25 protein-coding genes and 1 pseudogene are annotated in these 26,455 nt (G+C 59.5%); 17 read left to right on the forward strand and 9 right to left on the reverse strand.

What is annotated here, in order from left to right:
• The first annotated feature begins 7 nt into the window (after window positions 1–7).
• The 3 genes from ssuC to AC1RPZ_RS05145 are packed head-to-tail and all read left to right on the forward strand — an operon-like array spanning window position 8 to window position 1,848.
• Window positions 8–796 (forward strand): aliphatic sulfonate ABC transporter permease SsuC, encoded by a 789-nt coding sequence (ssuC, locus tag AC1RPZ_RS05135; RefSeq protein WP_493135473.1) that lies wholly within the window; start codon window positions 8–10, stop codon window positions 794–796.
• Window positions 793–1,599, forward strand: coding sequence for an aliphatic sulfonates ABC transporter ATP-binding protein (gene ssuB / locus AC1RPZ_RS05140; protein WP_493135475.1), 807 nt, complete (start codon window positions 793–795; stop codon window positions 1,597–1,599). Before ssuC ends, ssuB begins: the two co-directional genes overlap by 4 nt.
• A gap of 33 nt (window positions 1,600–1,632) precedes the next feature.
• Window positions 1,633–1,848 carry a TOBE domain-containing protein gene (locus AC1RPZ_RS05145; RefSeq protein WP_003213899.1) on the forward strand — a complete coding sequence of 72 codons (216 nt, stop codon included), beginning with the start codon at window positions 1,633–1,635 and terminating at the stop codon, window positions 1,846–1,848.
• A gap of 202 nt (window positions 1,849–2,050) precedes the next feature.
• Here the strand turns inward: AC1RPZ_RS05145 and AC1RPZ_RS05150 are convergent, their stop codons facing one another.
• A complete protein-coding gene (locus tag AC1RPZ_RS05150) occupies window positions 2,051–2,689 on the reverse strand; it encodes a TetR/AcrR family transcriptional regulator (protein WP_493135477.1) in 639 nt (212 codons plus the stop codon).
• 243 nt (window positions 2,690–2,932) lie between these two features.
• Window positions 2,933–4,309, reverse strand: a complete 1,377-nt coding sequence (locus AC1RPZ_RS05155; protein ID WP_493135479.1) for a glutamine synthetase family protein — start codon at window positions 4,307–4,309, stop codon at window positions 2,933–2,935.
• 278 nt (window positions 4,310–4,587) lie between these two features.
• Here AC1RPZ_RS05155 and AC1RPZ_RS05160 point away from each other — a divergent pair.
• From AC1RPZ_RS05160 to AC1RPZ_RS05195, 8 genes and pseudogenes are all read left to right on the forward strand, one after another.
• Window positions 4,588–4,902 (forward strand): annotated as a pseudogene (locus AC1RPZ_RS05160) (gamma-glutamyl-gamma-aminobutyrate hydrolase family protein); the annotation flags it as partial.
• Between the two features lie 74 nt (window positions 4,903–4,976).
• Entirely contained in the window at window positions 4,977–6,335 is a 1,359-nt protein-coding gene (locus AC1RPZ_RS05165; protein ID WP_493135481.1) for a glutamine synthetase family protein, read from the forward strand.
• 54 nt (window positions 6,336–6,389) lie between these two features.
• A complete protein-coding gene (locus AC1RPZ_RS05170) occupies window positions 6,390–7,754 on the forward strand; it encodes an aspartate aminotransferase family protein (protein ID WP_493135483.1) in 1,365 nt (454 codons plus the stop codon).
• A 198-nt stretch (window positions 7,755–7,952) separates the two neighbouring features.
• Window positions 7,953–9,047: a polyamine ABC transporter substrate-binding protein gene (locus AC1RPZ_RS05175; RefSeq protein ID WP_493135704.1), complete on the forward strand. Its 1,095-nt coding sequence runs from the start codon at window positions 7,953–7,955 to the stop codon at window positions 9,045–9,047.
• Window positions 9,048–9,234: 187 nt separating this feature from the next.
• A complete protein-coding gene (locus AC1RPZ_RS05180; RefSeq protein WP_493135485.1) occupies window positions 9,235–10,329 on the forward strand; it encodes a polyamine ABC transporter substrate-binding protein in 1,095 nt (364 codons plus the stop codon).
• Window positions 10,330–10,400: 71 nt separating this feature from the next.
• On the forward strand, window positions 10,401–11,543 hold the full coding sequence (locus tag AC1RPZ_RS05185) for an ABC transporter ATP-binding protein (protein WP_493135487.1): 1,143 nt from the start codon (window positions 10,401–10,403) through the stop codon (window positions 11,541–11,543).
• 35 nt (window positions 11,544–11,578) lie between these two features.
• Window positions 11,579–12,460, forward strand: a complete 882-nt coding sequence (locus AC1RPZ_RS05190) for an ABC transporter permease subunit (RefSeq protein ID WP_493135706.1) — start codon at window positions 11,579–11,581, stop codon at window positions 12,458–12,460.
• Window positions 12,457–13,347, forward strand: a complete 891-nt coding sequence (locus AC1RPZ_RS05195) for an ABC transporter permease subunit (RefSeq protein ID WP_493135489.1) — start codon at window positions 12,457–12,459, stop codon at window positions 13,345–13,347. Before AC1RPZ_RS05190 ends, AC1RPZ_RS05195 begins: the two co-directional genes overlap by 4 nt.
• A 96-nt stretch (window positions 13,348–13,443) precedes the next feature.
• Here AC1RPZ_RS05195 and AC1RPZ_RS05200 read toward each other — a convergent pair whose 3' ends face one another.
• Window positions 13,444–14,085 carry an HD domain-containing protein gene (locus AC1RPZ_RS05200; RefSeq protein ID WP_493135491.1) on the reverse strand — a complete coding sequence of 214 codons (642 nt, stop codon included), beginning with the start codon at window positions 14,083–14,085 and terminating at the stop codon, window positions 13,444–13,446.
• Between the two features lie 267 nt (window positions 14,086–14,352).
• Between AC1RPZ_RS05200 and AC1RPZ_RS05205 the strand changes: the two genes are divergently transcribed.
• Window positions 14,353–15,318, forward strand: a complete 966-nt coding sequence (locus AC1RPZ_RS05205; RefSeq protein ID WP_493135493.1) for a GlxA family transcriptional regulator — start codon at window positions 14,353–14,355, stop codon at window positions 15,316–15,318.
• Between the two features lie 47 nt (window positions 15,319–15,365).
• Here the strand turns inward: AC1RPZ_RS05205 and AC1RPZ_RS05210 are convergent, their stop codons facing one another.
• The 3 genes from AC1RPZ_RS05210 to AC1RPZ_RS05220 form a co-directional block, all read right to left on the reverse strand.
• Window positions 15,366–15,707, reverse strand: coding sequence for a carboxymuconolactone decarboxylase family protein (locus tag AC1RPZ_RS05210; protein WP_493135495.1), 342 nt, complete (start codon window positions 15,705–15,707; stop codon window positions 15,366–15,368).
• Between the two features lie 167 nt (window positions 15,708–15,874).
• Window positions 15,875–18,286 (reverse strand): penicillin acylase family protein, encoded by a 2,412-nt coding sequence (locus tag AC1RPZ_RS05215; RefSeq protein ID WP_493135497.1) that lies wholly within the window; start codon window positions 18,284–18,286, stop codon window positions 15,875–15,877.
• A gap of 102 nt (window positions 18,287–18,388) precedes the next feature.
• Window positions 18,389–18,973 carry a DUF6436 domain-containing protein gene (locus AC1RPZ_RS05220; RefSeq protein ID WP_493135498.1) on the reverse strand — a complete coding sequence of 195 codons (585 nt, stop codon included), beginning with the start codon at window positions 18,971–18,973 and terminating at the stop codon, window positions 18,389–18,391.
• Window positions 18,974–19,082: 109 nt separating this feature from the next.
• Between AC1RPZ_RS05220 and bipL the strand changes: the two genes are divergently transcribed.
• Complete coding sequence (gene bipL, locus AC1RPZ_RS05225; RefSeq protein ID WP_493135500.1) at window positions 19,083–20,036, forward strand: phospholipase BipL; 954 nt, start codon at window positions 19,083–19,085, stop codon at window positions 20,034–20,036.
• Between the two features lie 147 nt (window positions 20,037–20,183).
• Here bipL and AC1RPZ_RS05230 read toward each other — a convergent pair whose 3' ends face one another.
• Window positions 20,184–20,936, reverse strand: a complete 753-nt coding sequence (locus AC1RPZ_RS05230) for a DUF2059 domain-containing protein (RefSeq protein ID WP_493135502.1) — start codon at window positions 20,934–20,936, stop codon at window positions 20,184–20,186.
• A gap of 132 nt (window positions 20,937–21,068) precedes the next feature.
• On the opposite strand from AC1RPZ_RS05230, the gene AC1RPZ_RS05235 reads away from it, so the two are divergent.
• Window positions 21,069–21,701, forward strand: a complete 633-nt coding sequence (locus tag AC1RPZ_RS05235; RefSeq protein WP_493135505.1) for a 2OG-Fe(II) oxygenase — start codon at window positions 21,069–21,071, stop codon at window positions 21,699–21,701.
• Between the two features lie 2 nt (window positions 21,702–21,703).
• Entirely contained in the window at window positions 21,704–22,198 is a 495-nt protein-coding gene (locus AC1RPZ_RS05240; protein ID WP_493135507.1) for a 2-thiouracil desulfurase family protein, read from the forward strand.
• An 84-nt stretch (window positions 22,199–22,282) separates the two neighbouring features.
• Here AC1RPZ_RS05240 and AC1RPZ_RS05245 read toward each other — a convergent pair whose 3' ends face one another.
• On the reverse strand, window positions 22,283–22,972 hold the full coding sequence (locus AC1RPZ_RS05245; RefSeq protein ID WP_493135509.1) for a transporter substrate-binding domain-containing protein: 690 nt from the start codon (window positions 22,970–22,972) through the stop codon (window positions 22,283–22,285).
• A 132-nt stretch (window positions 22,973–23,104) separates the two neighbouring features.
• On the opposite strand from AC1RPZ_RS05245, the gene AC1RPZ_RS05250 reads away from it, so the two are divergent.
• Window positions 23,105–23,542: a DUF4399 domain-containing protein gene (locus AC1RPZ_RS05250; RefSeq protein WP_493135511.1), complete on the forward strand. Its 438-nt coding sequence runs from the start codon at window positions 23,105–23,107 to the stop codon at window positions 23,540–23,542.
• 60 nt (window positions 23,543–23,602) lie between these two features.
• Here the strand turns inward: AC1RPZ_RS05250 and serA are convergent, their stop codons facing one another.
• On the reverse strand, window positions 23,603–24,832 hold the full coding sequence (gene serA, locus AC1RPZ_RS05255; protein ID WP_493135513.1) for a phosphoglycerate dehydrogenase: 1,230 nt from the start codon (window positions 24,830–24,832) through the stop codon (window positions 23,603–23,605).
• Between the two features lie 204 nt (window positions 24,833–25,036).
• Between serA and AC1RPZ_RS05260 the strand changes: the two genes are divergently transcribed.
• Window positions 25,037–26,431: an FAD-binding oxidoreductase gene (locus tag AC1RPZ_RS05260; RefSeq protein ID WP_493135707.1), complete on the forward strand. Its 1,395-nt coding sequence runs from the start codon at window positions 25,037–25,039 to the stop codon at window positions 26,429–26,431.
• Window positions 26,432–26,455: the final 24 nt, after the last annotated feature.

Here is a 26,455-nt window from a genome sequence, read left to right on the forward strand (position 1 = left end):
GCGCGCCATGAAGAGCGAAAAACTTATCCACAGCCTCGCGCCTTGGGCCTTGCCGGTGCTGCTACTGGCGGTGTGGCAGTTGTCGGTGTCGGCGGGCTGGTTGTCGACACGGATTCTGCCGGCACCCAGCGCGGTGATCGAAGCGGGTGTCAGCCTGGTGCGCAGCGGCGAAATCTGGAAACACCTGGCCATCAGCGGCTGGCGCGCCAGTATTGGTTTTGTGATCGGCGGCGGTATCGGTCTGGTGCTGGGCTTTATCACCGGTCTGTCGACATGGGGCGAACGCCTGCTCGACAGTTCGGTGCAGATGATCCGCAACGTGCCGCACCTGGCGCTGATTCCGCTGGTGATCCTCTGGTTCGGCATCGATGAGTCAGCGAAGATTTTTCTGGTGGCGATGGGCACGCTGTTCCCGATCTACCTCAACACCTACCACGGCATTCGCAATGTCGACCCGGCCTTGGTGGAGATGGCGCGCAGTTACGGTTTGTCCGGTTTCAGCCTGTTCCGTCAGGTGATTCTGCCGGGCGCGCTGCCTTCGATTCTGGTGGGTGTGCGCTTTGCCCTGGGCTTTATGTGGCTGACCCTGATCGTCGCGGAAACCATCTCCGCCAGCTCCGGCATCGGCTATCTGGCGATGAATGCCCGGGAGTTTTTGCAGACGGATGTGGTGGTGCTGGCGATAGTTTTGTACGCGGTGCTCGGCAAATTGGCCGACCTCGCGGCCCGCGGTCTGGAGCGGGTCTGGTTGCGCTGGCATCCGACTTATCAAGTGGCCAAGGGCGGTGCAGCATGACGGCTCAACAACCTCCACGCCTGCTGCGGGGAATTGCGCTGGCGGTGCGCAAACTGCAAAAAACCTTTGGTGCACGGCAGGTGCTGCGCGAGATCGACCTGCACATTCCGGCCGGTCAGTTCGTCGCAGTAGTCGGTCGCAGTGGCTGCGGCAAAAGTACCTTGCTGCGTTTGCTGGCGGGCCTTGATCAACCCACGGCCGGCGAACTGTTGGCCGGTTCTGCGCCGCTCAGCGAAGCGCGAGAAGACACGCGGCTGATGTTCCAGGAAGCACGATTGTTGCCGTGGAAAAAGGTCATCGATAACGTTGGCCTCGGGCTCAAGGGCCATTGGCGCCAGCAGGCTTTGGACGCATTGGAAGCGGTGGGCCTGGCGGATCGCGCCGAGGAATGGCCGGCAGCGTTGTCCGGCGGGCAAAAGCAGCGGGTGGCTTTGGCACGGGCGCTGATCCATCAGCCGCGCTTGCTGTTGCTTGATGAGCCGCTGGGCGCTCTGGATGCACTGACCCGGATTGAAATGCAGCAACTGATCGAACGCCTCTGGCAGCAGCACGGTTTCACGGTGTTGCTGGTGACCCACGACGTCAGCGAAGCGGTGGCGATTGCCGACCGGGTGCTGCTGATCGAAGAGGGCGAAATCGGCCTCGACCTACACGTCGAACTGCCGCGCCCTCGGGTTCGTGGCTCGCATCGGTTGGCGGCGCTGGAAACTGAAGTGCTCAACCGCGTGCTGTCACTGCCGGGCTCACCGCCGGAACCGGAACCTGTTTCACCCTTGCCCACGCAATTGCGCTGGGCTCACTGACTCAATGTTCTCCCAACGACAGGAATCAACATCATGACGATCAAAGCCATCAACGTTCGCAACCAGTTCAAAGGCACCATCAAGGAAATCGTCGAAGGTGACGTGCTCTCGGAAATCGATGTTCAGACAGCGTCCGGCATCGTCACCTCGGTCATCACCACGCGCTCGGTCAAAGAGCTGGAACTGGTGATCGGCAGCGAAGTGATCGCCTTCGTAAAATCCACCGAGGTGTCGATCGCCAAGTTGTAAATCGTGTGCAACGAACAACCCCGAAGGGTGTGAGCCCTTCGGGGTTTTTTCATGTGTGCCTGTCATGGACTCAGTGGTGTGGCCATCGCGAGCAGGCTCGCTCCCACAGGGGATTTCTGCCGTACACAAAATCTGTGTCCGCTGAAGATCTAATGTGGGAGCGAGCTTGCTCGCGATGAGGCCAGTGAGGCCAGCAAAGAAATCAGGCTGAAATCGCGCGCTTTGGCAAATACGGCGGTAGATACAGTCCCAGATAAGCATCGAACACCCGCATGCCTTCCTCGGCCATGCGCGGGGTGATCTGCCCGTGTTGTTGCACCGAGCGGGCATAGACGCGGTCGCCCAGCTCCATGGCCAGGGCAAACACATCGACATCCCTGGGCAGCCTCGGCAATTCGAAATGCTGATCGAAGAGTTTGTGCATCAGGTCGCCGAGCTCGATGTCGTGCTGGCGGTCGGCCTGGGTGACTTCGGTCAGGCCGTGCTGAGCGAGGATCAGCTGGCGGGCAGCGGCGTCTTCGTCGTAGATGGCGAGCATGCGTTGCTCGACCAGTCGCGACAGATCGCGCCAGCCATTCAGCGAGTCGACTTCGATCGGTTCTTGCAGGCAGGCGCGGAAGGCGCTGTGAACGTCGGCGGTCAGGGCTTCGAGCAGGGCCGGGACGCTGGCGAAGAAATGGTAGACCGATGACGGCGGGATCTCGGCGCGTTCGGCCACGCTGTAGATCGACAGGCTGGCCACGCCCTCGGCGGCAAGCAGCGTGCGGGCAGCGTCGAGTATCGAGTCGATCCGGGCCTGGCTGCGTGCGCGGGGTTTGCGAAGGGGGGCGGTGCGCGTCATTGAACTCTCCTGCAGGGCAGCGGGCATTGTACGAGTCGAGCTGTATGTTGTCTTCTCGGCCGCCATCGCGAGCAAGCTCGCTCCCACAGGGATCTGTTGTGTACCCAACGTCCGTGTTCAATACATAACAACTGTGGGAGCGAGCTTGCTCGCGATGAATCCACCTCGGTCCAACTGAATAAACCCATAAAAAAACGCCGCAGGCTTTATCAGCCCACGGCGTTGTTTTTTTGCTGCAGCCGCTTACACGGTGTGCAGGTACCAGTTGTACTCGAGGTCGGAGATGGAGTGTTCGAACTCCTCCAGCTCGCTCTCTTTACAGGCGACAAAAATGTCGATGTATTTCGGATCGATGTACTTGGCCATGACTTCGCTGTCGTCCAGCTCGCGCAGTGCATCACGCAGGTTGTTCGGCAGGCTCTGCTCGTTCTGTTCGTAGCTGTTGCCTTCAACCGGTGCGCCCGGCTCGATCTTGTTGGTCAGGCCGTGATGCACGCCTGCCAGGACCGAAGCCATCAGCAAGTACGGGTTGGCATCGGCGCCAGCCACGCGGTGTTCGATACGGACGGCATCGGAAGAGCCTGTCGGTACGCGAATCGCCACGGTACGGTTGTCCAGGCCCCAGCACGGCGAGTTCGGCACGTAGAACTGTGCGCCGAAACGACGGTACGAGTTGACGTTCGGGCAGAGGAACGCCATCTGCGCCGGTAGGGTCTCGAGCACACCGCCGATCGCGTGACGCAGTGCGGCGTTCTGCTCGGGATCCTCACTGGCAAAAATATTCTTGCCGTCTTTATCAAGGATCGAGATATGGACGTGCAGACCGTTACCCGCCTGGCCTGGGTAAGGCTTGGCCATGAAGGTGGTGTCCATCTCATGGTCGTAGGCGATGTTTTTGATCAGACGCTTGAGCAGTACCGCGTAATCGCAGGCCTTGATCGGGTCGGCAACGTGGTGCAGGTTCACTTCGAACTGCGCCGGAGCGCTTTCCTTGACAATCGCGTCGGCAGGGATGCCTTGCTCTTTTGCACCTTCCAGAATGTCCTGGAGGCAGTCGACGTATTCGTCGAGGTCGTCGATCAGGTAAACCTGTGTCGAGTGCGGACGTTTGCCGGAGATGGGCGAGCGTGGAGGTTGTGGGCGGCCATTCACGTTCTCCTGGTCTATCAGGTAGAACTCAAGCTCGAATGCGGCGCAGATGGTCAGACCCAGCTCATCGAACTTGGTCACGACTTGACGCAGGACTTCGCGCGGGTCGGCGAAGAAAGGTTCACCTTCAATTTCGTGCATGGTCATTAACAGTTGCGCGGTCGGGCGCTTCTGCCAGGGTTCATTGCACAGGGTATCGGGGATTGGATAGCAGATTCGGTCAGCATCACCGATGTCCAGACCCAGACCGGTGCTTTCCACCGTAGAGCCATTGATATCCAGAGCAAATAGAGAGGCCGGCAGGTTGATGCCTTTCTCGTAAACCTTGTGGAGGCTGGTGCGTTCGATGCGCTTGCCGCGCACCACACCATTCATATCCGCAATCAGAAGGTCAACGTACAGAACCTCAGGATGTTCCTTAAGGAACGCGTTCGCTTCGTTAAGCTGAACGGCACGCGGGGGTACCGACATGATGCAACACCTTTGTTGTTAAAAATATCAATCATTGATCTTTTCAGATTCCAGTCAACCCGAACGGCATGCCGAAGTCAAGCGAGGCCTTTTTTGCCCTAAAAAAGCGCTCTAAGGGCATTTTTGAGGCGGTTTTTGGCTTTTTAATGCCTTCGTGGTCTTTGACGACCGCAGGCTTGAGCGGGCCGTGTTGTATTTTTTACGGGGGTGTTGTGTAAAAAAATGAACAACGCTAAGCTCGAATCAAACCCATAACAGCAATAATACCGGGGTGCTTCATGTCTCGCCTGCCGTTAATCGGCGTCACCGACTGCTCAAGGCAGGTCGGTTTGCATGCTTATCACATCACTGGCGATAAGTACGTCCGCGCAGTGGCCACCGCTGCCAAGGGCCTGCCGTTGATCCTTCCGTCTCTGGCGGAACAGCTCGATCCGACCGATATTATTGACGGTCTGGAGGGCATCCTGTTTACCGGCTCTCCTTCTACTGTAGAACCTTTTCACTATAGCGGTCCTGCCAACGCGCCGGGAACTGCTCATGATCCTGCACACGACGCCACCCCCCTTTCGTTGATTCGCGCCGGCCAGCAGGCAACACAACGCGACGCGGATGCGTCAAACAACGCCTGACGTTTAAAGACGTCAGGACACTCAGCCCAGAGGCATTTATGAGTAACAACCTCGACCAGCTCACCGATTGGTTGAAAGACCACAAGATCACAGAAGTCGAATGCATGATTGGCGATCTGACCGGGATCACCCGTGGCAAGATTTCGCCGACCAACAAGTTCATTGCCGAAAAAGGCATGCGCCTGCCCGAGAGTGTGCTGTTGCAAACAGTGACGGGCGACTACGTCGAAGACGACATCTATTACGAACTGCTCGACCCGGCCGACATCGACATGATCTGCCGCCCGGACTCGAATGCGGTATTCCTCGTGCCGTGGGCCATCGAGCCCACCGCCCAGGTGATTCACGATACCTATGACAAGCAGGGCAACCCGATCGAGTTGTCGCCGCGCAACGTGCTCAAAAAGGTCCTGAAACTCTATTCCGACAAGGGCTGGCAGCCCATCGTGGCGCCGGAGATGGAGTTTTACCTGACCAAGCGTTGCGAAGACCCGGACTTCCCGTTGCAGCCGCCGATTGGTCGCTCCGGTCGCCCGGAAACCGGCCGTCAGTCGTTCTCTATTGAAGCGGCCAACGAATTCGATCCATTGTTCGAAGACGTTTATGACTGGTGCGAACTGCAAGAGCTGGATCTGGACACGCTGATCCACGAAGACGGCACGGCGCAGATGGAAATCAACTTCCGCCACGGCGATGCGTTGTCCCTGGCCGACCAGATTCTGGTGTTCAAGCGCACCATGCGCGAAGCGGCGCTCAAGCACGACGTAGCCGCGACCTTCATGGCCAAGCCGATGACCGGCGAGCCGGGCAGTGCGATGCACTTGCACCAGAGCATCGTCGACATCGAAAGCGGCAAGAACGTCTTCTCCAATGAAGACGGGACCATGAGCGAGCTGTTCCTGCACCACATCGGTGGCTTGCAGAAGTTCATCCCCGAGCTGTTGCCGCTGTTCGCGCCCAACGTCAACTCGTTCCGCCGCTTCCTGCCGGATACCTCGGCACCGGTGAACGTGGAGTGGGGCGAAGAGAACCGCACGGTCGGCCTGCGCGTACCGGACGCCGGCCCGCAAAACCGTCGGGTGGAAAATCGCCTGCCGGGTGCCGATGCCAACCCTTACCTGGCGATCGCCGCGAGCCTGCTCTGCGGTTACATCGGCATGGTGGAAGGCATCAACCCGAGCGCACCCGTGGTTGGACGGGGTTACGAGCGCCGCAATCTGCGTCTGCCGTTGACCATCGAAGACGCACTGGAGCGCATGGAACACAGCGCCACCATCGAAAAGTACCTGGGCAAAAAATTCATTACTGGCTACGTCGCGGTCAAGCGGGCCGAGCATGAAAACTTCAAGCGCGTGATCAGTTCGTGGGAGCGGGAGTTCCTGTTGTTCGCCGTCTGATGCGCCGGGTGCGGCCCTGAAAAGCCGCGCTCTCACCTTACTTAGGAGAGCTTTATGACCAGCAAGAACCCGCAAACCCGTGAATGGCAAACATTGAGCCGCGAGCACCACCTGGCCCCTTTCAGCGACTTCAAACAGTTGAAAGAGAAAGGCCCGCGGATCATCACCCATGCCAAGGGCGTTTACCTCTGGGACAGCGAAGGCAACAAAATCCTCGACGGCATGGCCGGTCTGTGGTGCGTGGCCATCGGTTACGGTCGCGATGAACTGGCCGATGCCGCCAGCAAACAGATGCGCGAACTGCCTTATTACAATCTGTTCTTCCAGACTGCCCACCCGCCGGTACTGGAACTGGCCAAGGCCATCTCGGACATCGCGCCGGAAGGCATGAACCACGTGTTCTTCACCGGTTCCGGCTCCGAAGGCAACGACACCATGCTGCGTATGGTTCGCCACTACTGGGCGATCAAAGGCCAGCCGAAGAAGAAAGTCATCATCAGCCGCAAAAACGGCTATCACGGCTCGACCGTGGCCGGCGCCAGCCTGGGCGGCATGACCTACATGCACGAACAGGGCGATTTGCCGATCCCGGGCATCGTCCACATCGCCCAGCCGTACTGGTTCGGTGAAGGTGGTGACATGAGCCCGGAAGCGTTTGGTATCTGGGCCGCCAACCAACTCGAAGAAAAGATTCTCGAACTCGGCGTCGACACGGTCGGGGCCTTTATTGCCGAGCCGATCCAGGGCGCCGGCGGCGTGATCATTCCGCCAGACAGCTACTGGCCGCGCATCAAGGAAATCCTCGCCAAGTACGACATCCTGTTCGTTGCGGACGAGGTGATCTGTGGTTTCGGTCGTACCGGCGAGTGGTTCGGTAGCGATTTCTACGACCTCAAGCCCGACATGATGACCATCGCCAAAGGCCTGACGTCCGGCTACATCCCGATGGGTGGCCTGATCGTGCGTGACGAAGTGGTCGACGTGCTGAACGAAGGGGGTGACTTCAACCACGGTTTCACCTATTCCGGGCACCCGGTTGCCGCTGCGGTGGCACTGGAAAACATCCGTATTCTGCGCGACGAAAAAATTGTCGAGCGCGTTCGTGCAGAAGCGGCACCTTATTTGCAAAAGCGTCTACGGGAACTGAACGATCACCCATTGGTGGGTGAAGTTCGCGGGGTAGGTCTGTTGGGGGCTATCGAGCTGGTTCAGGACAAGGCGACGCGGGCGCGGTACGTCGGCAAGGGTGTTGGCATGATCTGCCGGCAGTTCTGCTTTGACAACGGGCTGATCATGCGCGCCGTCGGCGACACCATGATTATTGCTCCGCCACTGGTGATCACCAAAGCCGAGATCGACGAACTGGTCACCAAGGCGCGCAAGTGCCTGGACCTGACCCTGAGTGCGCTGCAAAGCTAAGTGCTAGGCTCTGAGCGAGGTCCGTGGCTGGCACTTCGCTCAGAGAGCACCAAGGACGGGTCTTTCGTTGAAAGCCTGTCTTGTAACTTGCCAGACTATCCGCTGTTTGGGTTGCCAAGGAATCGGCCGCTGGATCTTGGTCAACAAAAAATGTGCTTAAAAAGAATAATTGGAGCGTGACGCATGAAGGCATTAGGTTTGAAGAATACTGGCAAGACCCTGCTCGCCTTGTCCCTGATGGGCTTGATGGCTGGGGCAGCCCAGGCCGACGATAAAGTCCTGCATGTTTACAACTGGTCCGACTACATCGCACCGGACACGATCGCGAACTTTGAAAAAGAGTCCGGGATCAAGGTCGTCTACGATGTGTTCGACAGTAACGAAACCCTTGAGGCCAAGTTGCTGGCCGGCAAGTCCGGTTATGACGTGGTTGTGCCGTCCAACAACTTCCTGGCCAAGCAGATCAAGGCGGGTGTTTACCAGGAGCTGGACAAGTCCAAGCTGTCCAACTACGGCAACCTGAACAAGTCGCTGCTCAAAGCGGTTTCTGTCAGCGACCCGGACAACAAACATGCCTTCCCTTACATGTGGGGCTCGATCGGTATCGGTTACAACGCCGAGAAGGTCAAAGCCGCGCTGGGCGTCGACAAGATCGATTCCTGGGATGTCGTGCTCAAGCCAGAGAACCTCGCCAAGCTCAAGGGCTGCGGCGTGAGTTTCCTCGATTCGCCGACCGAAATGCTGCCGGTCGCCCTGCATTACCTGGGCCTGCCGACCGACAGCCAGAAAAAGGAAGATCTGAAGAAGGCTGAAGAGCTGTTCCTGAAGATTCGTCCTTCGGTCACTTACTTCCATTCGTCCAAGTACATCTCCGACCTGGCCAACGGCAACATCTGCGTAGCCGTCGGCTATTCGGGTGACGTTCAGCAGGCCAAAACCCGTGCCGCCGAAGCCGGTGACAAGGTGAAAGTCAGCTACGCCATTCCAAAAGAAGGCGCTGGCAGCTTCTACGACATGGTCGCTATCCCTAAAGATGCGGAAAACGTCGAGGGTGCCTACAAGTTCATGAACTACCTGTTGCAGCCGAAAGTGATGGCCGAAATCACCAACGCTGTGCGTTTCCCTAACGGTAATGCTGAAGCAACCCAGTACGTGAACAAGGAAATCACTTCGGATCCGGGCATCTACCCGACAGCCGATGTGCAGGCCAAGCTGTATGCGATCGCCGATTTGCCAGCCGCCACTCAGCGCGAGCTGACCCGCAGCTGGACCAAGATCAAATCCGGTAAGTAAACCGGTTTGAGGCAGTCACCTGTTGCCGTCGTCGTCCTGGCGGCGGCAACAGGAATCATTAAATGACAGAAAGTTTTGCTGGAAAGGTTTATCGAGGGTAAGTTGCGCGCCGGTTTTGTTGCCAGGCAGCCATGGCTGTCACGTAACGCTGGGCAACTTGGGCCCAACTATTTTAGAGGACCTTCACTTGCCTGTTTCTTTATTTCGCAACGCCATGCTGGTCGGCGCCGGCCTGACGTTAGCCGTCAGTGTTCAAGCTGCGCCTACTGTGCATATTTATAACTGGTCGGACTACATCGGGCAGACCACCCTGGCAGATTTCGAAAAAACCACCGGCATCAAGCCGGTGTACGACGTGTTCGATTCCAATGAAACCCTGGAAGGCAAGTTGCTGGCCGGGCGCACCGGTTATGACGTGGTCGTGCCGTCCAACCACTTCCTGGGCAAGCAGATCAAGGCCGGGGCGTTCCAGAAGCTCGACAGGTCGCAGCTGCCGAACTACTCCAACCTTGATTCGGCGCTGCTCAAGCGCCTGGAGATGAACGATCCGGGCAACCAGTACGCCGTGCCTTACCTGTGGGGCACCAATGGCATCGGTTACAACGTCGACAAGGTCAAGGCTGTGCTCGGCGTCGACAAGATCGATTCCTGGGCCGTGCTGTTCGAGCCCGAGAACATCAAGAAACTCAACAGCTGTGGCGTAGCGTTCCTCGACTCGGCTGACGAGATGTTGCCGACGGTCCTGAACTACATGGGCCTGAACGCCAACAGCACCAACCCGGACGACTACAAGAAGGCTGAAGCCAAACTGCTGGCGGTACGGCCTTACGTGACCTACTTCCACTCGTCCAAGTACATCTCGGACCTGGCCAACGGTGACATCTGTGTCGCGGTCGGTTTCTCCGGGGATATTTTTCAGGCCAAGGCCCGTGCTGCCGAGGCCGGCAAAGGCGTGAACGTTGCCTACGCGATTCCAAAGGAAGGTGGCGCGCTGTGGTTCGACATGTTGGCGATTCCCAAGGACTCCAGCAACGTCAAACAGGCCCACGCCTTCATCAACTATGTACTCAAGCCTGACGTGATCGCTCAAGTGAGTGACGCCGTCGGCTACGCCAACCCGAATCCCGGGTCGGACACGCTGATGGAGCAGTCGATTCGTACCGACCAATCGGTGTATCCACCGCAGGCGGTTCTCGACAAGACTTACGTGTCAATCGAGCTGCCGCCAACGATTCAACGGTTGATGACCCGCAGCTGGACCAAGGTCAAGTCGGGTAAATAGTGACAAAGGCTCAGACTATCCAAGGTTCGCCTGCATTGGGTGAACTGCAAATTTTGTTGGGAGTTTCGTAAATGGCAGTTGCCTCCGGCGCCTATAAGAAAGCCCTCGAGGGCGACCAGACACCTAAACAGGTGTTGGTCAAAATCGACCGGGTCACGAAGAAGTTCGACGAGACGATTGCTGTGGACGATGTGTCCCTGGAAATCAGGAAAGGCGAGATCTTCGCCTTGCTCGGCGGTTCGGGGTCGGGCAAGTCGACCTTGCTGCGGATGCTCGCAGGTTTCGAACGGCCCACGGAGGGGCGGATTTTCCTCGATGGCGTGGACATCACCGAGATGCCGCCGTACGAGCGGCCGATCAACATGATGTTCCAGTCCTACGCCCTGTTTCCGCACATGACCGTGGCGCAGAACATCGCCTTCGGCCTGAAGCAGGACAAGATTCCGACGGCTGAAGTCGACGCCCGCGTGGCCGAAATGCTCAAGCTGGTGCAGATGAGCCAGTACGCCAAGCGCAAGCCGCACCAGCTCTCTGGCGGTCAGCGCCAGCGCGTCGCGCTGGCTCGCTCGCTGGCCAAGAAGCCGAAGCTGCTGCTGCTCGACGAACCGATGGGCGCGCTGGACAAGAAACTGCGTTCGCAGATGCAGCTCGAACTGGTGGAGATCATCGAGCGCGTCGGCGTGACCTGCGTCATGGTGACCCACGACCAGGAAGAGGCCATGACCATGGCCGAGCGCATCGCGATCATGCACCTGGGCTGGATCGCCCAGATCGGCAGCCCGATCGACATCTACGAAACCCCGACCAGCCGGCTGGTGTGCGAGTTCATCGGCAACGTCAACATCTTCGACGGTGAAGTGGTGGACGACGCCGAGGGCCATGCGCTGATTACCTGCAAGGACCTGGACCGCAACATCTACGTTGGCCACGGCATCAGCACCTCGGTGCAAGACAAGTCGGTGACCTACGCGATTCGTCCGGAAAAACTGCTGGTGACAGCAGAAATGCCGACCTGCGAACACAACTGGTCGAGCGGCAAGGTGCACGACATCGCCTACCTCGGCGGCCACTCGGTGTTCTACGTCGAACTGCCGAGCGGCAAGATCGTGCAGTCGTTCGTGGCCAACGCCGAACGTCGTGGCCAGCGCCCTACCTGGGGCGATCAGGTTTACGTCTGGTGGGAAGATGACAGCGGCGTGGTACTGCGCTCATGAACACGCGAAAGCTCACGCGCCGACTCGGTCGAATAATTCCCGCGGGTCGTCATCTGGTCATCGGGGTCCCGTTCCTCTGGCTGTTCATGTTCTTCATGCTGCCGTTCTTCATCGTCCTGAAGATCAGCTTCGCCGAAGCCGACGTGGCCATTCCGCCGTACACCCAGATCTACAGCTACGTCGATCAGAAGGTCCAGTTGCTGCTGAACCTGGGCAACTACACGCTGCTGGGCGGCGACGAGTTGTACATCGCCGCTTACCTCGGTTCGTTGAAAATGGCGCTGTTCAGCACCATTCTCTGTTTGCTGATCGGCTACCCGATGGCCTACGCCATCGCCAGTGCGCGCAAAGAGATACAGACCGTGCTGGTGCTGCTGATCATGATGCCGACCTGGACCGCCATCCTGATTCGTGTGTATGCGTGGATGGGCATCCTCAGCAACAACGGCCTGCTCAACGGCTTCCTGATGTCGATGGGCTGGATCAACGAGCCGCTGCAGATCCTCAACACCAACCTGGCGGTTTATATCGGCGTGGTCTATTCGTACCTGCCATTCATGATCCTGCCGCTGTACGCCAACCTGGTGAAGCACGACAACAGTTTGCTGGAAGCCGCTTCGGACCTCGGTTCGAGTACCTTCAACAGCTTCTGGAAAATCACCGTTCCATTGTCGAAAAACGGCATCATCGCAGGCTGCATGCTGGTGTTCATCCCGGTGGTGGGTGAGTTCGTGATCCCGGAACTGCTCGGCGGCCCGGAAACCCTGATGATCGGTAAAGTGCTCTGGCAAGAGTTCTTCAACAACCGCGACTGGCCGGTGGCGTCCGCCCTGGCGGTGGTGATGCTGGCGATCCTGATTGTGCCGATCATTCTGTTCAACCGCAGTCAGGCCAAGGAAATGGAGGGTAAAGAATGAAGCGCTTCCGTTTCTCCAGCCTGATGCTGGTGCTCGGCCTGTTGTTCATCTACCTGCCGATGCTGATCCTGGTGATCTACTCGTTCAACGCCTCGAAACTGGTGACGGTTTGGGGCGGCTGGTCGGTGAAGTGGTACGTCGGTTTGCTGGACAACACTCAACTGATGGGCTCGGTGGTGCGCTCGCTGGAAATCGCCTGCTACACCGCGATTGCCGCCGTGGCGCTGGGCACACTGGCGGCCTTCGTGCTGACCCGCGTGACCCGTTTCAAGGGGCGCACGCTGTTCGGTGGCCTGGTCACCGCGCCGTTGGTGATGCCGGAAGTGATCACCGGTCTGTCGCTGTTGCTGCTGTTCGTGGCCATGGCGCAGATGATCGGCTGGCCGCAGGAACGGGGTCTGGTGACGATCTGGATCGCCCACACCACGTTCTGCGCCGCCTATGTGGCGGTGGTGGTCTCGGCGCGTCTGCGTGAGCTGGACCTGTCCATCGAAGAGGCAGCCATGGACCTCGGTGCGCGGCCGTGGAAGGTGTTCCTCCTGATCACTATCCCGATGATCGCACCGTCGCTGGCCGCGGGCGGCATGATGTCGTTCGCCCTGTCGCTGGATGACCTGGTACTGGCGAGCTTTGTCTCCGGACCTGGCTCCACGACCTTGCCGATGGAAGTGTTCTCGGCGGTGCGTCTGGGCGTGAAGCCCGAGATCAACGCCGTCGCCAGCCTGATTCTGCTGGCGGTGTCGATCGTGACCTTCATGGTCTGGTTCTTCAGCCGTCGCGCTGAAGAAAGTCGCAAACGTGCGATCCAGCAAGCCATCGAAGAGGGCGCTGCGGATTCCTGGAAACAACCGGACGTACGTCGCGCGCAGGCGCCGGAAGCGGCTTAAACCCGACAGCACAAAAAAGATCGCAGGCTTCGCCAGCTCCTACACGGGCACTCCCCGTAGGAGCTGCCGCAGGCTGCGATCTTTTGATATTGGGATTTATGCCACCCAAGGTGATGTGCGAATCACCTCGACGAAGTTCATCGGCGTGAACCCCGGCTCCTGATCCACCAGCACATCGGTCTTCACGTTGCCGAAGGTGGTTTGCGGGCGATGGCGCAGGCCGTTGGCAAAGGCGCAGATGATGCACTCCTTGAAACCGTCACCCCGTGGATGCGCATGCACCACCGCTTCACGCTGCACGGTTGAGAATGCCGCGTAGTCCACTCCCAACACATCCATCTCCACACCAGCGGTCACCAGCGCCACGGTCGGCCGCAGATGTTTGGGGATGCCCGGCGTCGTGTGCAGGGCGATCGACAGCCAGACTTGCTCGATGTCGTCATCGCTCAACCCGTACGGTTTGAGGAAGGCTGCGGCAGCGTTTGCCCCGTCGACTTCGAAACGTTCGTCGGTGCTGCGATGACCTTCCACCAAACCCAGGTCATGGAACATTGCACCGACGTACAGTAACTCCGGGTCGTAGGCCAGTTTCTGGCGTTCACCGCTTAAGGCACCGAACAGAAACACCCGGCGCGAGTGGTGGTAAAGCAGGTCGGACTCGATGTCGCGGATGTAGTCGGTGGTAGCGCGGGCGAGGGCGCTGTCGGGAATCTTGATGCCGGCGATGCTGCTGCTCATGCGGGTTGCCTCGTGGGGAACGCCGTGGCGGCGCTGATGAATCCAGTCTGTTCTCGCCTCCCAAAGCGAACAATCGACACGCGGCTGCGATCTCGGCCAATCAACGTGCAATTCGTGCCAGTTCGCTTCTTGGGTCGGGTTTCGCTAGGGTTGGCGGTGATCGCCAGAAAAGATCGCAGCCTGCGGCAGCTCCTACGGGTGTACGCGATCCTCTGTAGGAGCTGCCGCAGGCTGCGATCTTTTTCACATTGAAGGTGAATTCGAACCATGCACAAATCCGTTGCCATCGTGGTGTTCTCTGGCGTCCAGTCGCTGGATGTCACTGGTCCCATGGATGTGTTTTCCGAGGCTAACCGGTTCCTTGCGCCGCAGGATCACTATCAGCTGCACGTAATCGGTTTCGAACGCGGTGTAATGCCATGCTCGAACGGTCTGGCGCTGCACGCTCATCGGCATTTCAGCGAGGCGCTGGAGGCTTACGATTTGCTGCTGGTGGCCGGTGGGCCCAAGTTGCCGTCTGAGGATTTCGGCGCAGCGTTTCATGGCTGGTTACGCGAGGCGTGTGCGCGTTCGCAGCGTTTCGGTTCGATCTGCAATGGCGCCTTCATACTGGCCCGTGCCGGGCTGCTTGAAGGGCGTACCGTCACCACACACTGGAGCGATGCCGCCGCGTTGGCGGCGTTGTGTCCGTCGACCCGAGTCGAAGCCGATCGGCTCTATGTCGAGGATGCTGAGCTGTTCACCTCGGCGGGCGTTACGGCGGGGATCGATCTGTCGCTGTACTTGCTCGCCAAGGATCACGGCCCGCAAGTGGCCTTGAGCGTAGCCAAGCGCTTGGTGGTATTTACCCAGCGTTCTGGCGGGCAATCGCAGTTCAGCCCGTTTCTGACGCCGCACGCCGAAGCGACATCTCCTGTGGCGATGGTTCAGCATTACGTATTGGCCAACCTGACCGGTGATTTGAGCATCGCCGACCTGGCGACTGCGGCCAACATGAGCTCGCGTAACTTCTCACGGGTGTTCGCCCGAGAAACCGGAGTCACCCCGGCAGAGTTCGTTGAGCAGGCACGGGTGGACGCTGCCCGAGTGATGCTCGAAAGCTCTCGGGCACCGCTCAAGACAGTCGCGTACCAATGTGGCTTTCGTGATGCCCAGCATATGCGCGGCGTGTTCAACCGGCGGCTGGGCGTAACACCGCAGCAATTTCGGCTGAATTTTGCGGCGATGCTTTGAGCGGTACTGTGGCGAGGGAGCAAGCTCCCTCGCCACAGGTTTGATGCTCAACCTTTCAACACATCATGCGCCTCAAGCGCCCGAAGCGAGTAGATGTACGCCGCGCCGGCATTCAACGAGATTGCGGTGGCCAGGGTGGCGGCGATTTCTTCGCGGGTGGCGCCGGCCTTGATTGCCGCGTTAGTGTGTACGCCGATGCAACCATCGCAGCGGGTGGTGATGGCGACAGCGATCGAAATCAGCTCGCGGGTCTTGGCGTCGAGCACGTCGTTTTCAGCGCTGGCTTCATCCAGAGCCATGTAAGCCTTGATCATTTTCGGGTTGCTCTTGCCCAACGCACCGAAGGCTTTCTGGATGGTAGGCAGCAGTTCGGACCAGTTATTGAACATTGCGTTAACTCCTGAGCAGGTTGGGATGTACGGTTGCGACACGTACAGTTTTGACCACTCGGGCGGTTTGCGCTTGCTCAATCCGGCTCTTAAAAGATCGCAGCCTGCGGCAGCTCCTACACGAGTATTCCCCGTAGGAGCTGCCGCAGGCTGCGATCTTTTGATCTTTATTGCGCCACTCGCGCCGGCAACAGCTTCAAGGTGCTGCGGGTATTGGCCGTCACTTCTTCGTCGTTGAAATGCGCCTCATGGTAGACGCCTTCGATGTAAGCCTCAGCCTGGTCGTCGTAGTGTGAATCGAACGGCACGCCGCTTTGGCCGACCGGGTTGATGGTCAGACCGTGCGCCGGGTCAGCGAAGTCAATGATCCGTCGGGTCGACGGGCCGTAGGTCACTGGCCACGGTGCCGGGCCGATCTTGGCCGAGAGGTTGTTCGGTACTTCGTGGCTGCCGGGGGCGTCGAACGGGCCGACGTTGAAGATGAGATCCAGCGGCTTTTGCATGCCCAGCGGATGGCCGTGGGTCAGGGTGTGAGCTGTGCCCCACAGCCATTGCGACGGGTCAGGGCCAAGGGTGGTTTTCAGGTGGGCGATACTGGCCTGCCACGCGGCTTTGACGACGTCGGCGCGGGTCTCCTTGCCAAGCGTATTGCGGTTGTCCCACCACGGTGAATCCGGCGAAGCGGCCAACCGCGGCAGCGCGGCATCGATCACGCGGGTCGAGAGCAGCGTCTCGAAAAAGCTGTCGCCGAGTTCGTCATGCAATGCTCCATCGGCGAGGTTGAACAGGAACTGGTTGAACAGCGTGGCGCTGGTGGAGTTTTGCGGGTAGTCGCCTTTCCACTGCGCCAGTTGCTCCACCAGTTCCAACTCTTGCGGGTCGCCAACCACTTCACGCAGTACCGGCAATAGCGGCGCCAGCAGGCGAGGGCCGTAGCCGGTGGTGGTACCCAGTTGCAGTTTTTGGCTGGCGTCGACGTCCCACTTCACGCTCTTGTCGCTGAGCTGGCGGTTGAGCTGCTGACCGCGATCCGCCAGGTTGTAGTAGCCAGGGATTTCCATGCCCGTCGGCGAAACCGGCTGGAAGTTGGCCGAGACGATGTAACCGCGTGCCGGGTTCTCTTCCTGCGGGTTGGCGCTGAACGGGTAGAAACCTTCCTTGTCAGCCTGATTGGTGCTGCCATCAAGAATGAACTCCGGCTTGACCCCGGCCGGGCGCTTGGGCAGTTGTGCCGCCGCCCACCAGCCGATGTCACCCTTGGCGTTGGCCCAGACGATATTCAGCCCCGGCGCATGAACCTTGGCCGCTGCCGCACGGGCCTTGGCCAGGGTGTCGGCGCGGTTGAGTTGGTAGAAGCCTTCGAGGATCGGGTTCTGGGTTTCGAGGAACGCCCACCACATGGCGATCGGCGTCTTGCCGGCGCTGGCACCGAGTACATCGTTGATGATCGGGCCGTGGGGCGATTGACGCAGCATCAGCGTGACCTGTGCCTGGCCCTTCACGGCAATCTGCTGCTCGGTGTTGACCATGTCGACCCACTTGCCGTGATACCAGACCTGGTTGGAATTGTCCGGATTGACCTTCTCGGCGATCAGGTCGAGGTCGTCGTTCTGGAACATGGTCAGGCTCCAGCCGAAGTCCAGGTTGTGACCGAGGAAGGCAAAAGGCATCAGTGCCTGATGGTGCCCGTAGAGTTCGAAACCCGGCGCCGACAGTTGCGCTTCGTACCACACCGACGGTGTCGAAAAGCGAATGTGCGGATCGCCAGCCAGCAGCGGTTTGCCGCTTGGGGTGCGCGTACCGGAAATCACCCAGGCATTGCTGCCCTCGAACTGTGGCAGGCCGTTGTCGGCCAGTGCTTGCTCACTCAGACGCGCAATGGCGTTGAGGTCTTTCCAGTCAGTGGCGGAGAGCGTTGGCGCCTTGCTGGACTGACGCTTGGCCAGCACGCCTTTGGGCTGCCAGTCGAGGTCGAAGATATTCAGGTAGTCGCTGCCCAGTTGATCACGCACATAGGTCAGCAAGGGTTCGGTGCGAAACGCAGCGGCAAAGCTGTAGGCCATGTAGCCAGCGACGCTGACGCTGTCTTCAGCGGTGAACGCACGCTTGCGGATACCCAGTACGTCGAACTCCACGGGCGCTGCGTGGCTGTCCTGATACTGGTTGATCCCGTCCAGGTAGGCTTGCAGGGCCTTCCATGCGGGAGACTGTCGGTCGAGTGCGGCCACATAACTCTCGGCGCGTTCGCGGATGCGCAGGCTACGGAACAGTTTGTCGGTATCGATCAGTTTCGGCCCGAGGACTTCGGCCAGTTCGCCACGGGATAGACGCCGCATCATTTCCATCTGGAACAACCGGTCCTGGGCGTGCACATAACCGAGTGCGCGATAGAGGTCGGTTTCGTTCTCGGCGCGAATATGCGGCACGCCACGCTCGTCGTAGCGCACCGTCACCGAACCTTGCAGGCGCTGCAACTCCACCTGACCCTGACGTATCGGCTGCTTGCTGTACACATACCAGCCACCGCCTGCCGCGAGGACGACAAGTAGCAGGGCCAGCAGGGTCAGGACGCGTTTCATGGTGACTCCTTGTTCTTCGGGGTTGCCGCCAGCCGGGGCCGTCAACATTTAGCACAGACCTTGTGTACCGGGCATCACCTTCCTTGAAAAGTCCGGAATGCCTTAGTGCGTTTCGTCAGTCTTCGCCCACGGGCAGTAGCAGCCCACCGCGAGGGTATGCGTGGCGCTCACCGGGCGGTCTTCGCTCAGTGCCTGGAGGATCGGTTCGATAAAGCTGTTGCTGGAGTTGCAGGTCAGGCCTTCGCTGTACGGCCCGAAATACGCCAGTTTGCCGCTGCGATCCCAGATCGCTACCGCCGGGCTGGCGGGGATCTGTTCCGAGCCTGGCAGGGCGTCGAGGGTTTTCAGGCGGCTCAAGGTACTGGGTAACTGACCATGACTGCCAGGCTTTTGAACCGCGTAAAACTCGACGCCTTGTGGCACAAAGCGCTCAAGCAGTTCGGTCAGGTGCTGTTGATTGCCGACGTTGCACGGGCAGGCCGGGTCCCAGAAATGCACCACGCGAATCGCGCCGGGGCCCGCAAGATTGGCGGCAAGGCTCAGCGGATCTCCGGAAAACACCGCCGTGTGTGAGCTGAACGCTCGCAGGTAGCGTCCCTGAAACCAGTCATACGCGGCCCACAGCCCGCCGGCGCACACAAGGGCGAGCAGACTGGCAAACAGTGTCGTGCGGTAGTGCGGGCGCATACGCAAGCATCCTCGAAGGTCGCGTAGCTTGCCATGCTTGTCGCGACAGATGAATATCGCAGGGCCATAAAGTCTGTTTCGCGCTCCGCGCTTTGCCTGGAAATCCGTCATGCCGGCCACCTTCAACCCCGAACATCTGCGTGCCAGCCTGCGGCCCTTGGCCGAGGCGCAGCCGTTGTCGGAGGAGGCGCAGGCCTATCAGCATTTTTATGGGCTGGATTTCCCGCAGCGCAGCGTGCCGGTCAAACGTGGGCTCGGCAGTTTCAAGGTCGGCGGCTATCAGTTGGTCAGCCAGGTCTGGTGGCCGCAGCGGGCGGTGGCGACGATGTTTGTGTTCCACGGTTTCTACGATCACATGGGCCTTTACCGGCATGTGATCGACTGGGCGCTGGATCAGGGGTTCGTGGTAATAACCTGTGATTTGCCGGGGCATGGGCTGTCCAGCGGCGAGCGCGCGAGCATCCAGGATTTCGCCGAGTATCAGGCGGCGCTGCAAGGGTTGTTCGGTGAGGCGCGATCTCTGGATCTGCCGCAACCGTGGCACCTGTGCGGACAGAGCACCGGTGGCGCGATCGTGATCGACCATGTGCTGAATGCAGGCGCAGACAGCCCGGCGCAAGGGCAGGTGGTGTTGCTTGCGCCGCTGGTTCGGCCGCGATCCTGGGGCTGGTCACACTTCAGTTATTACCTGATGAGGCCTTTCGTCAAAGGCATCGCCCGGCGCTTCAGCGAGAACACCAATGACCCGGCGTTCTTGCCATTCCTGCAAGCCGATCCGCTACAACCGCTGCGCTTGCCGACCGCCTGGGTCGGGGCACTGGCGCGCTGGATCAAGCGTATCGAAGCGGCTCCACGCAGCAGTCGTCGGCCACTGATCATCCAGGGGCAGGCGGACATGACGGTGGATTGGGAACACAACCTTGAAGTGCTGGGGGGCAAATTCGACCGGCCACAGGTGTTGAAACTGCCCGAGGCCCGCCATCATCTGGCGAATGAAACCCAGGCGTTGCGCCAGGAGTATTTCGGGTTTTTGACCAAGCGGATGAAGGGGAGAAATCTCTAGCGACTGTTGGGCCCCCATCGCGAGCAAGCTCGCTCCCACATCTGATCAGCGTTGCCCACACGATCTTGTGATCGACATAGAACTACTGTGGGAGCGAGCTTGCTCCGGGCGGCGTTCCGACGATGGCGATCTTCCAGGCACCGAAGCTTACTGGCTAAGGCTCGACGTGCTTTGCCCCACCGCCAATCCCGCCCGAATCGCCGCCAATGCCGCCTGGTAATAAGCCTTGCCTTCGGCTGACTCGGCAAATGTGGCGAACTCCTCCAGTTCGTCATCCGACAGGTCGCGATAAACGTAGAGCAGGGTGTTGTTCAGGTCGGAGCCGATCTGATCCATCAAGCGCTGGCGCTGGCCGTTCAGCATGCTTTGGGCCTGACCGCTACCGAGCAGGCCGGGGATCATCTGACTCAGGCTGTCGGCCGCCACACCGGCAATCGCCAGGCTGACTTCAGCTCCGGCCTCGCGCGCCGGCAGTGCCTGGGCCAAATGACCAATGATCAACTGACGGGTGTCGCTGGCTTCAACTTTTGGCAGGCCTTTGGCGTTCTTTGCCAACTGGTCGCGGCGGGTCGCCAGCAGCTCGGCAGCGATAATTTTGCGCCCCAGTGGCGACTGGAAAAACGCCAGCGCAGGTGCAGGGTCGGCAAGGTGTTTGCGCAGTTGCGCTTCGGCCCGATGGTCCATGGCCTGCGGGGCAAAGCGCTGATTGCTGTTATTGACCAGGGCCTGGAACACTGCGGGCGGCAGACTACTTTGGTAGCGTTGCTGGGCGGCAGCGAGGGCATCGTTAAAATGCGCGCGTTGGTCTGGCCAACCGGCGACCTTGTACAACTGGTCGTGGCCGTCTGCCCAAGTGGGCAAAGTGCAGAGCATCAACAGTGAAAAAAGCAAACGGCGCATAAGGACTCCTGTCAGCAGGCGACTATTCTCCGGGGCCGGGCACAGGTTGTCGAGAATTCGTATCAGGTTCGTCACCTTATCCGACGATCCTCCGCTACACGGCTCTGTCGGATTTTCTGGTGCAGGAATACTATGCGCGCCATGCAAATACCCTCTGATCACCCGCTGCTGTTACGTATCGTCGACGACCTGGCTACACACGGCTGGTCGCAGCAGAATATTTTCCTGCCCCAGGCTCTGACTCTGGAACTGGCGGCTGAATGTCGTAGGCGTGCGGCCGAGGGGCAACTGGCGCCAGCGGCAGTGGGGCGCGGGCCTTTTTCGGAGATTCGCGAAGGCATCCGTGGCGACCATATTCAGTGGCTTGAGCCTGGGCAAGTCGATGCTTGCGACAGCTATCTGGGGTTGATGGACAGCCTGCGCGAGGCGATGAACCGTGGGTTGTTTCTTGGGCTCGAGGATTTCGAAAGCCATTTCGCGCTGTACCCGCCGGGCGCGTTCTACCTCAAGCACGTCGACCGCTTTCGCGACGACGACCGGCGCATGGTTTCGGCGGTGATCTACCTCAACGACGCCTGGCTACCGGAGCATGGCGGCCAGTTGCGGATGTACCTGGAGGAGGGCGCTCCGCACGATGTGGTGCCCACCGGCGGTTGCCTGGTGGTGTTCCTGTCGGGCGAAGTACCCCATGAAGTCCTGCCCGCGACCCGCGAGCGCCTGTCCTTGACGGGCTGGTTTCGCCGGCGCGGCAACGAGCCGTTCTGATCATGCAGAAAATTCTGGTGAGTCGTTGTCTGCTGGGCCACCGCGTGCGTTACGACGGCGGGGCCAGTGGGCCGTTCAATCTGCTGGAACAGTGGAGCGCCGAAGGTCGGGTGGTCCCCTTGTGCCCGGAAGTCGCCGGTGGTTTGCCAACGCCACGGGCCGCGGCCGAGATTACCGGTGGGCAAGGGGTTCAGGTGCTCGACGGTATGGCGCGAGTGATAACAACCGAGGGTGAGGACGTTAGCGCCGAGTTTCTCTCGGGCGCCCATCAGGCACTGGAACTGGTGCAAAAACACGCCATCCGTATCGCCGTGCTCAAGGCCAACAGTCCGTCCTGCGGCAACCTGCTGACCTATGACGGGACCTTCAGCGGGGTCAAAGTCAGCGGCGAGGGCGTCACCGCGGCCTTGTTGGCCCGCAATGGGGTGCAGGTGTTCAGCGAGCTGGAGTTGGCTGAGGCTGCAATCGCATTGGCCGCACTGGATACCAATCCGTAGGAGCTGCCGAAGGCTGCGATCTTTTGACCTTCCGGCAAGATCAGAAGATCGCAGCCTGCGGCAGCTCCTACGGTTCGTCGGGCCTTACGGTTTCGGCAGTTGGCTCGCGTCCGTGCCGAACCATTTCTCCGACAACGCCATCAACCGACCGTCCGCCTTGATCCGTTGCAGGGCCCGGTCGAGGCTGGCCTGGAATGCCGGATTACCTTTCTGAAACGGAATCGCCAGGCTCAGGGTCTGACCCGCTTTGGCGCCTTTGCGGGTCAGCGCAGGGTCGTCGGTGATCGCGTGAGGCGTCACCAGGCTATCACTGACGGGCAAGAGCGATTGTCGGGCGTTGGGGTAGCTGAGCAGGTCGAGGCCTTTCAGGGGGCCGGACGGGTCTTTAGGTACCTGCTGCTCGTCCTTGTGTTCAACCAATTGTGCGCTTGAATAACTATAAGGTTCGCTGAAGTCGAAACGATCCTTGAGCTCCGGAGTCAGTGCTATGTGGTTGATGGCGACGTCGTACTTGCCGCTCTCGACCCCCGGCAACAGATCGGTTGAATCGGTGACAATGAAGTCGGCGCGCACATCCAGTTCGTTGGCCAGCAGTTGGCCCAGTTCGACTTCGAAGCCGCTGAGCTTGCCGTCTTCCTTGAAATTGAACGGTGGTGTGTTGGCTTCAAGCGCAATGCGCAACTCACCTCGGTCGTTTATTTCGTCGATCAGTTCAGCGTGAGCAAAAGGGCTCACAAGGGGCAGCAACAGTATCAGGCCAGGCAGAAAGCGCATGGTCACTCCTTGAATTCATTATGTGCGACGCGCTGTTTCGGGGCGCTTTGCTATGGTGATGAGGTGCTTCGACAACGAATGGCTACGAAGTTGTCACAACCGTAAAGATTAAGTTCAAAACTGGAGAAAAGAATGAAAACCTTTATGTCACGTGCAGTTCTCGCCGGTCTGATGCTCAGCGCTTCGATGTTGGTGAGCGCCGCGGACGTCCCTCGTACCAAGGCCCCTGAGGGTGCGAAGGTGTATATCGTCTCTCCGGCGGACGGTGCGACCGTGGATAAAACCTTCAAGGTCCGATTCGCGGTTGAAAAAATTGCCCTGGCGCCAGCCGGCGATCAGACCGCACATACCGGGCACCATCACCTGCTGATTGACGTCGACAAATTGCCAGTCGAGAACATGCCGATCCCGGCGGATGCCAACCACCTGCATTTCGGCAAGGCCCAGACCGAAACCGACGTGACCCTGACGCCGGGCAAGCACACCTTGCAACTGGAACTGGGCGACAAGAACCACGTGCCGTTCGATCCGCCGATCGTCTCGAAAAAAATCACCGTGACTGTAAAGTAAATTTTTCCAGGCATGAAAAAGGGAGACCCGAGGGTCTCCCTTTTCATTGACGCTTGAGCGTTAGAACAACACGCGGCAACGAATGGTGCCGTTGATGTGTTGCAGCTTCTCTTGTGCCAGGTCCGAGTATTCGGCGTCGACGTCGATCACGACGTAGCCGACTTTCTCGTTGGTCTGCAGGAACTGACCGGAAATGTTGATGCCGTTTTCGGCGAAGACCTTGTTGATCTCGCTCATCACACCCGGGATGTTCTGGTGGATGTGCAGCAGACGGTGCTTGCCAGGGTGAGCCGGCAGGGCCACTTCCGGGAAGTTGACCGAGGACACCGACGTACCGTTGTCGCTGTACTTGACCAGCTTTTCAGCCACTTCCAGGCCGATGTTGGCTTGCGCTTCAGCGGTGGAGCCGCCGATGTGCGGGGTCAGGATCACGTTGTCCAGGCCACGCAGCGGGCTTGCGAACTCTTCGTCGTTGGAACGTGGCTCCACCGGGAATACGTCGATGGCCGCGCCGATCAGGTGCTTGTCCTTGATCGCGTCCGCCAGGGCGTCCAGCTCGACCACGGTGCCGCGCGCGGCGTTGATCAGAATCCCGCCTTTCTTGATGGCGCGGATTTCCTTCTCGCCGATCATCCACTGGGTGGCAGCGGTTTCCGGCACGTGCAGGGTCACGATGTCGGACATGCCCAGCAGTTCGGTCAGGTTACCGACCTGGGTCGCGTTGCCCAGAGGCAGCTTGGTCACGGTGTCGTAGAAGTACACCTGCATACCGAGGCCTTCAGCCAGGACCGACAGTTGAGTACCGATCGAGCCGTAACCGACGATACCCAGCTTTTTGCCGCGGATTTCGAAGGAATTGGCCGCGCTTTTGATCCAGCCACCACGGTGGCAGGAGGCGTTCTTCTCTGGGATGCCGCGCAGCAACAGGATTGCTTCAGCCAGCACCAGCTCGGCCACCGAACGGGTGTTGGAGTACGGTGCGTTGAAGACCGCGATGCCGCGTTCGCGAGCAGCGTTGAGGTCGACCTGGTTGGTGCCGATGCAGAAACAGCCAACAGCTACCAGTTTCTTCGCGTGATCGAAGATTTCTTCGGTCAGTTGAGTACGGGAGCGAATGCCGATGAAGTGAGCATCAGCGATCTTTTCCTTCAGCTGGGCTTCCGGCAGAGAACCCGTCAGGTACTCGATGCTGGTGTAGCCCGCCGCCTTGAGGACGTCGACAGCCGATTGGTGGACGCCTTCGAGAAGAAGGAACTTGATCTTGCTCTTGTCGAGGGAAGTCTTGCTCATCTGCTTAAACCTGTGTCCCGGAGAAAAGTGGCAGGGGAAGTGGACAGCCTGAGCTGACCTGAGCGGCATGACAGCCGTCACCGCAGAACGGCTTTGGGCACTATCCTGCGGGGGCGGTATGCTAGCATATGCACCCCGCAAACACTCATTCCTGCGACGTGAAGCGTACTCAGGATGACCATGAATTGTTCGAGAGTTCTGTCGATGACCAATCCCGCCCTGATTGAAGAGCTGAAGACCCTGGTTGAGCCTGGCAAGGTGCTGACCGATGCCGACTCCCTGAATGCTTACGGCAAGGATTGGACCAAGCATTTCGCCCCGGCCCCGACGGCCATCGTGTTCCCCAAGACCACCGAGCAGGTCCAGGCTATCGTCCGTTGGGCGAATGAGCACAAGATTGCGCTGGTGCCGTCTGGCGGACGCACCGGGCTGTCCGCTGCTGCCGTGGCGGCCAATGGCGAAGTGGTGGTTTCCTTCGACTATATGAACCAGATCCTCGACGTGAACCTGACCGACCGCACCGCCGTCTGCCAGCCAGGCGTGGTCACCGAGCACTTGCAGAACGTGGCCGAAGAAAAAGGCCTGTACTACCCGGTGGACTTCGCTTCCGCAGGTTCGAGCCAGATTGGCGGCAATATCGGCACCAATGCCGGCGGGATCAAGGTGATTCGCTACGGCATGACCCGCAACTGGGTCGCTGGCATGAAAGTCGTGACCGGCAAGGGCGACCTGCTGGAACTGAACCGTGACCTGATCAAGAACGCCACCGGTTATGACCTGCGTCAGCTGTTCATCGGCGCCGAAGGCACCCTGGGTTTTGTGGTCGAAGCGACCATGCGCCTTGATCGCGCACCGAAAAACCTCACTGCGATGGTCCTCGGCACTGCCGATTTCGACTCGATCATGCCGGTGTTGCACGCCTTCCAGAGCAAGCTCGACCTGACCGCGTTCGAGTTCTTCTCCGATAAGGCGCTGGCCAAAGTCCTCGCGCGCGGCGACGTACCGGCGCCGTTCGAATCCGATTGCCCGTTCTACGCGCTGCTGGAATTCGAAGCGACCACTGAAGAAGTGGCCAACCACGCCCTGGAAACCTTCGAGCACTGCGTCGAAGAAGGCTGGGTGCTCGATGGCGTGATGAGCCAGAGCGAATCGCAGCTGCAAAACCTCTGGAAGCTGCGCGAATACATCTCCGAAACCATTTCCCACTGGACGCCGTACAAGAACGACATTTCGGTCACTGTGTCGAAAGTCCCGGCATTCCTGAAAGAAATCGACGCGATCGTCGGCGAACACTACCCGGACTTCGAAATCGTCTGGTTCGGCCACATCGGCGACGGCAACCTGCACTTGAACATCCTCAAGCCAGAAAACCTCAGCAAGGACGAGTTCTTCGCCAAGTGCGCGACCGTCAACAAGTGGGTGTTCGAAACCGTCGAGAAGTACAACGGCTCGATCTCCGCCGAGCACGGCGTGGGCATGACCAAGCGTGATTACCTGACGTACAGTCGCTCGCCGGTTGAAATCGAGTACATGAAAGCCGTCAAAGCGGTGTTCGACCCGAACGGCATCATGAACCCGGGCAAGATCTTCGCTGTTTGAAGCCGCTGTACCTGATGAATCAAT

The sequence above is a fragment of the Pseudomonas sp. GW822-FHT02D10 genome (assembly GCF_058802345.1).

Excerpts from the sequence above, each read along its gene's own strand:
- AC1RPZ_RS05195 (WP_493135489.1), top strand. The coding sequence starts at position 12,457 with ATGAAGCGCTTCCGTTTCTCCAGCCTGATGCTGGTGCTCGGCCTGTTG.
- AC1RPZ_RS05185 (WP_493135487.1), top strand. The coding sequence starts at position 10,401 with ATGGCAGTTGCCTCCGGCGCCTATAAGAAAGCCCTCGAGGGCGACCAG.
- AC1RPZ_RS05205 (WP_493135493.1), top strand. The coding sequence starts at position 14,353 with ATGCACAAATCCGTTGCCATCGTGGTGTTCTCTGGCGTCCAGTCGCTG.
- AC1RPZ_RS05170 (WP_493135483.1), top strand. The coding sequence starts at position 6,390 with ATGACCAGCAAGAACCCGCAAACCCGTGAATGGCAAACATTGAGCCGC.
- AC1RPZ_RS05245 (WP_493135509.1), bottom strand. The coding sequence starts at position 22,972 with ATGCGCTTTCTGCCTGGCCTGATACTGTTGCTGCCCCTTGTGAGCCCT.
- AC1RPZ_RS05240 (WP_493135507.1), top strand. The coding sequence starts at position 21,704 with ATGCAGAAAATTCTGGTGAGTCGTTGTCTGCTGGGCCACCGCGTGCGT.
- AC1RPZ_RS05235 (WP_493135505.1), top strand. The coding sequence starts at position 21,069 with ATGCGCGCCATGCAAATACCCTCTGATCACCCGCTGCTGTTACGTATC.
- serA (WP_493135513.1), bottom strand. The coding sequence starts at position 24,832 with ATGAGCAAGACTTCCCTCGACAAGAGCAAGATCAAGTTCCTTCTTCTC.
- AC1RPZ_RS05200 (WP_493135491.1), bottom strand. The coding sequence starts at position 14,085 with ATGAGCAGCAGCATCGCCGGCATCAAGATTCCCGACAGCGCCCTCGCC.
- AC1RPZ_RS05215 (WP_493135497.1), bottom strand. The coding sequence starts at position 18,286 with ATGAAACGCGTCCTGACCCTGCTGGCCCTGCTACTTGTCGTCCTCGCG.
- AC1RPZ_RS05260 (WP_493135707.1), top strand. The coding sequence starts at position 25,037 with ATGACCAATCCCGCCCTGATTGAAGAGCTGAAGACCCTGGTTGAGCCT.
- AC1RPZ_RS05150 (WP_493135477.1), bottom strand. The coding sequence starts at position 2,689 with ATGACGCGCACCGCCCCCCTTCGCAAACCCCGCGCACGCAGCCAGGCC.
- AC1RPZ_RS05155 (WP_493135479.1), bottom strand. The coding sequence starts at position 4,309 with ATGTCGGTACCCCCGCGTGCCGTTCAGCTTAACGAAGCGAACGCGTTC.
- AC1RPZ_RS05145 (WP_003213899.1), top strand. The coding sequence starts at position 1,633 with ATGACGATCAAAGCCATCAACGTTCGCAACCAGTTCAAAGGCACCATC.
- AC1RPZ_RS05230 (WP_493135502.1), bottom strand. The coding sequence starts at position 20,936 with ATGCGCCGTTTGCTTTTTTCACTGTTGATGCTCTGCACTTTGCCCACT.
- AC1RPZ_RS05250 (WP_493135511.1), top strand. The coding sequence starts at position 23,105 with ATGAAAACCTTTATGTCACGTGCAGTTCTCGCCGGTCTGATGCTCAGC.
- bipL (WP_493135500.1), top strand. The coding sequence starts at position 19,083 with ATGCCGGCCACCTTCAACCCCGAACATCTGCGTGCCAGCCTGCGGCCC.
- AC1RPZ_RS05220 (WP_493135498.1), bottom strand. The coding sequence starts at position 18,973 with ATGCGCCCGCACTACCGCACGACACTGTTTGCCAGTCTGCTCGCCCTT.
- AC1RPZ_RS05165 (WP_493135481.1), top strand. The coding sequence starts at position 4,977 with ATGAGTAACAACCTCGACCAGCTCACCGATTGGTTGAAAGACCACAAG.
- AC1RPZ_RS05210 (WP_493135495.1), bottom strand. The coding sequence starts at position 15,707 with ATGTTCAATAACTGGTCCGAACTGCTGCCTACCATCCAGAAAGCCTTC.
- ssuB (WP_493135475.1), top strand. The coding sequence starts at position 793 with ATGACGGCTCAACAACCTCCACGCCTGCTGCGGGGAATTGCGCTGGCG.
- ssuC (WP_493135473.1), top strand. The coding sequence starts at position 8 with ATGAAGAGCGAAAAACTTATCCACAGCCTCGCGCCTTGGGCCTTGCCG.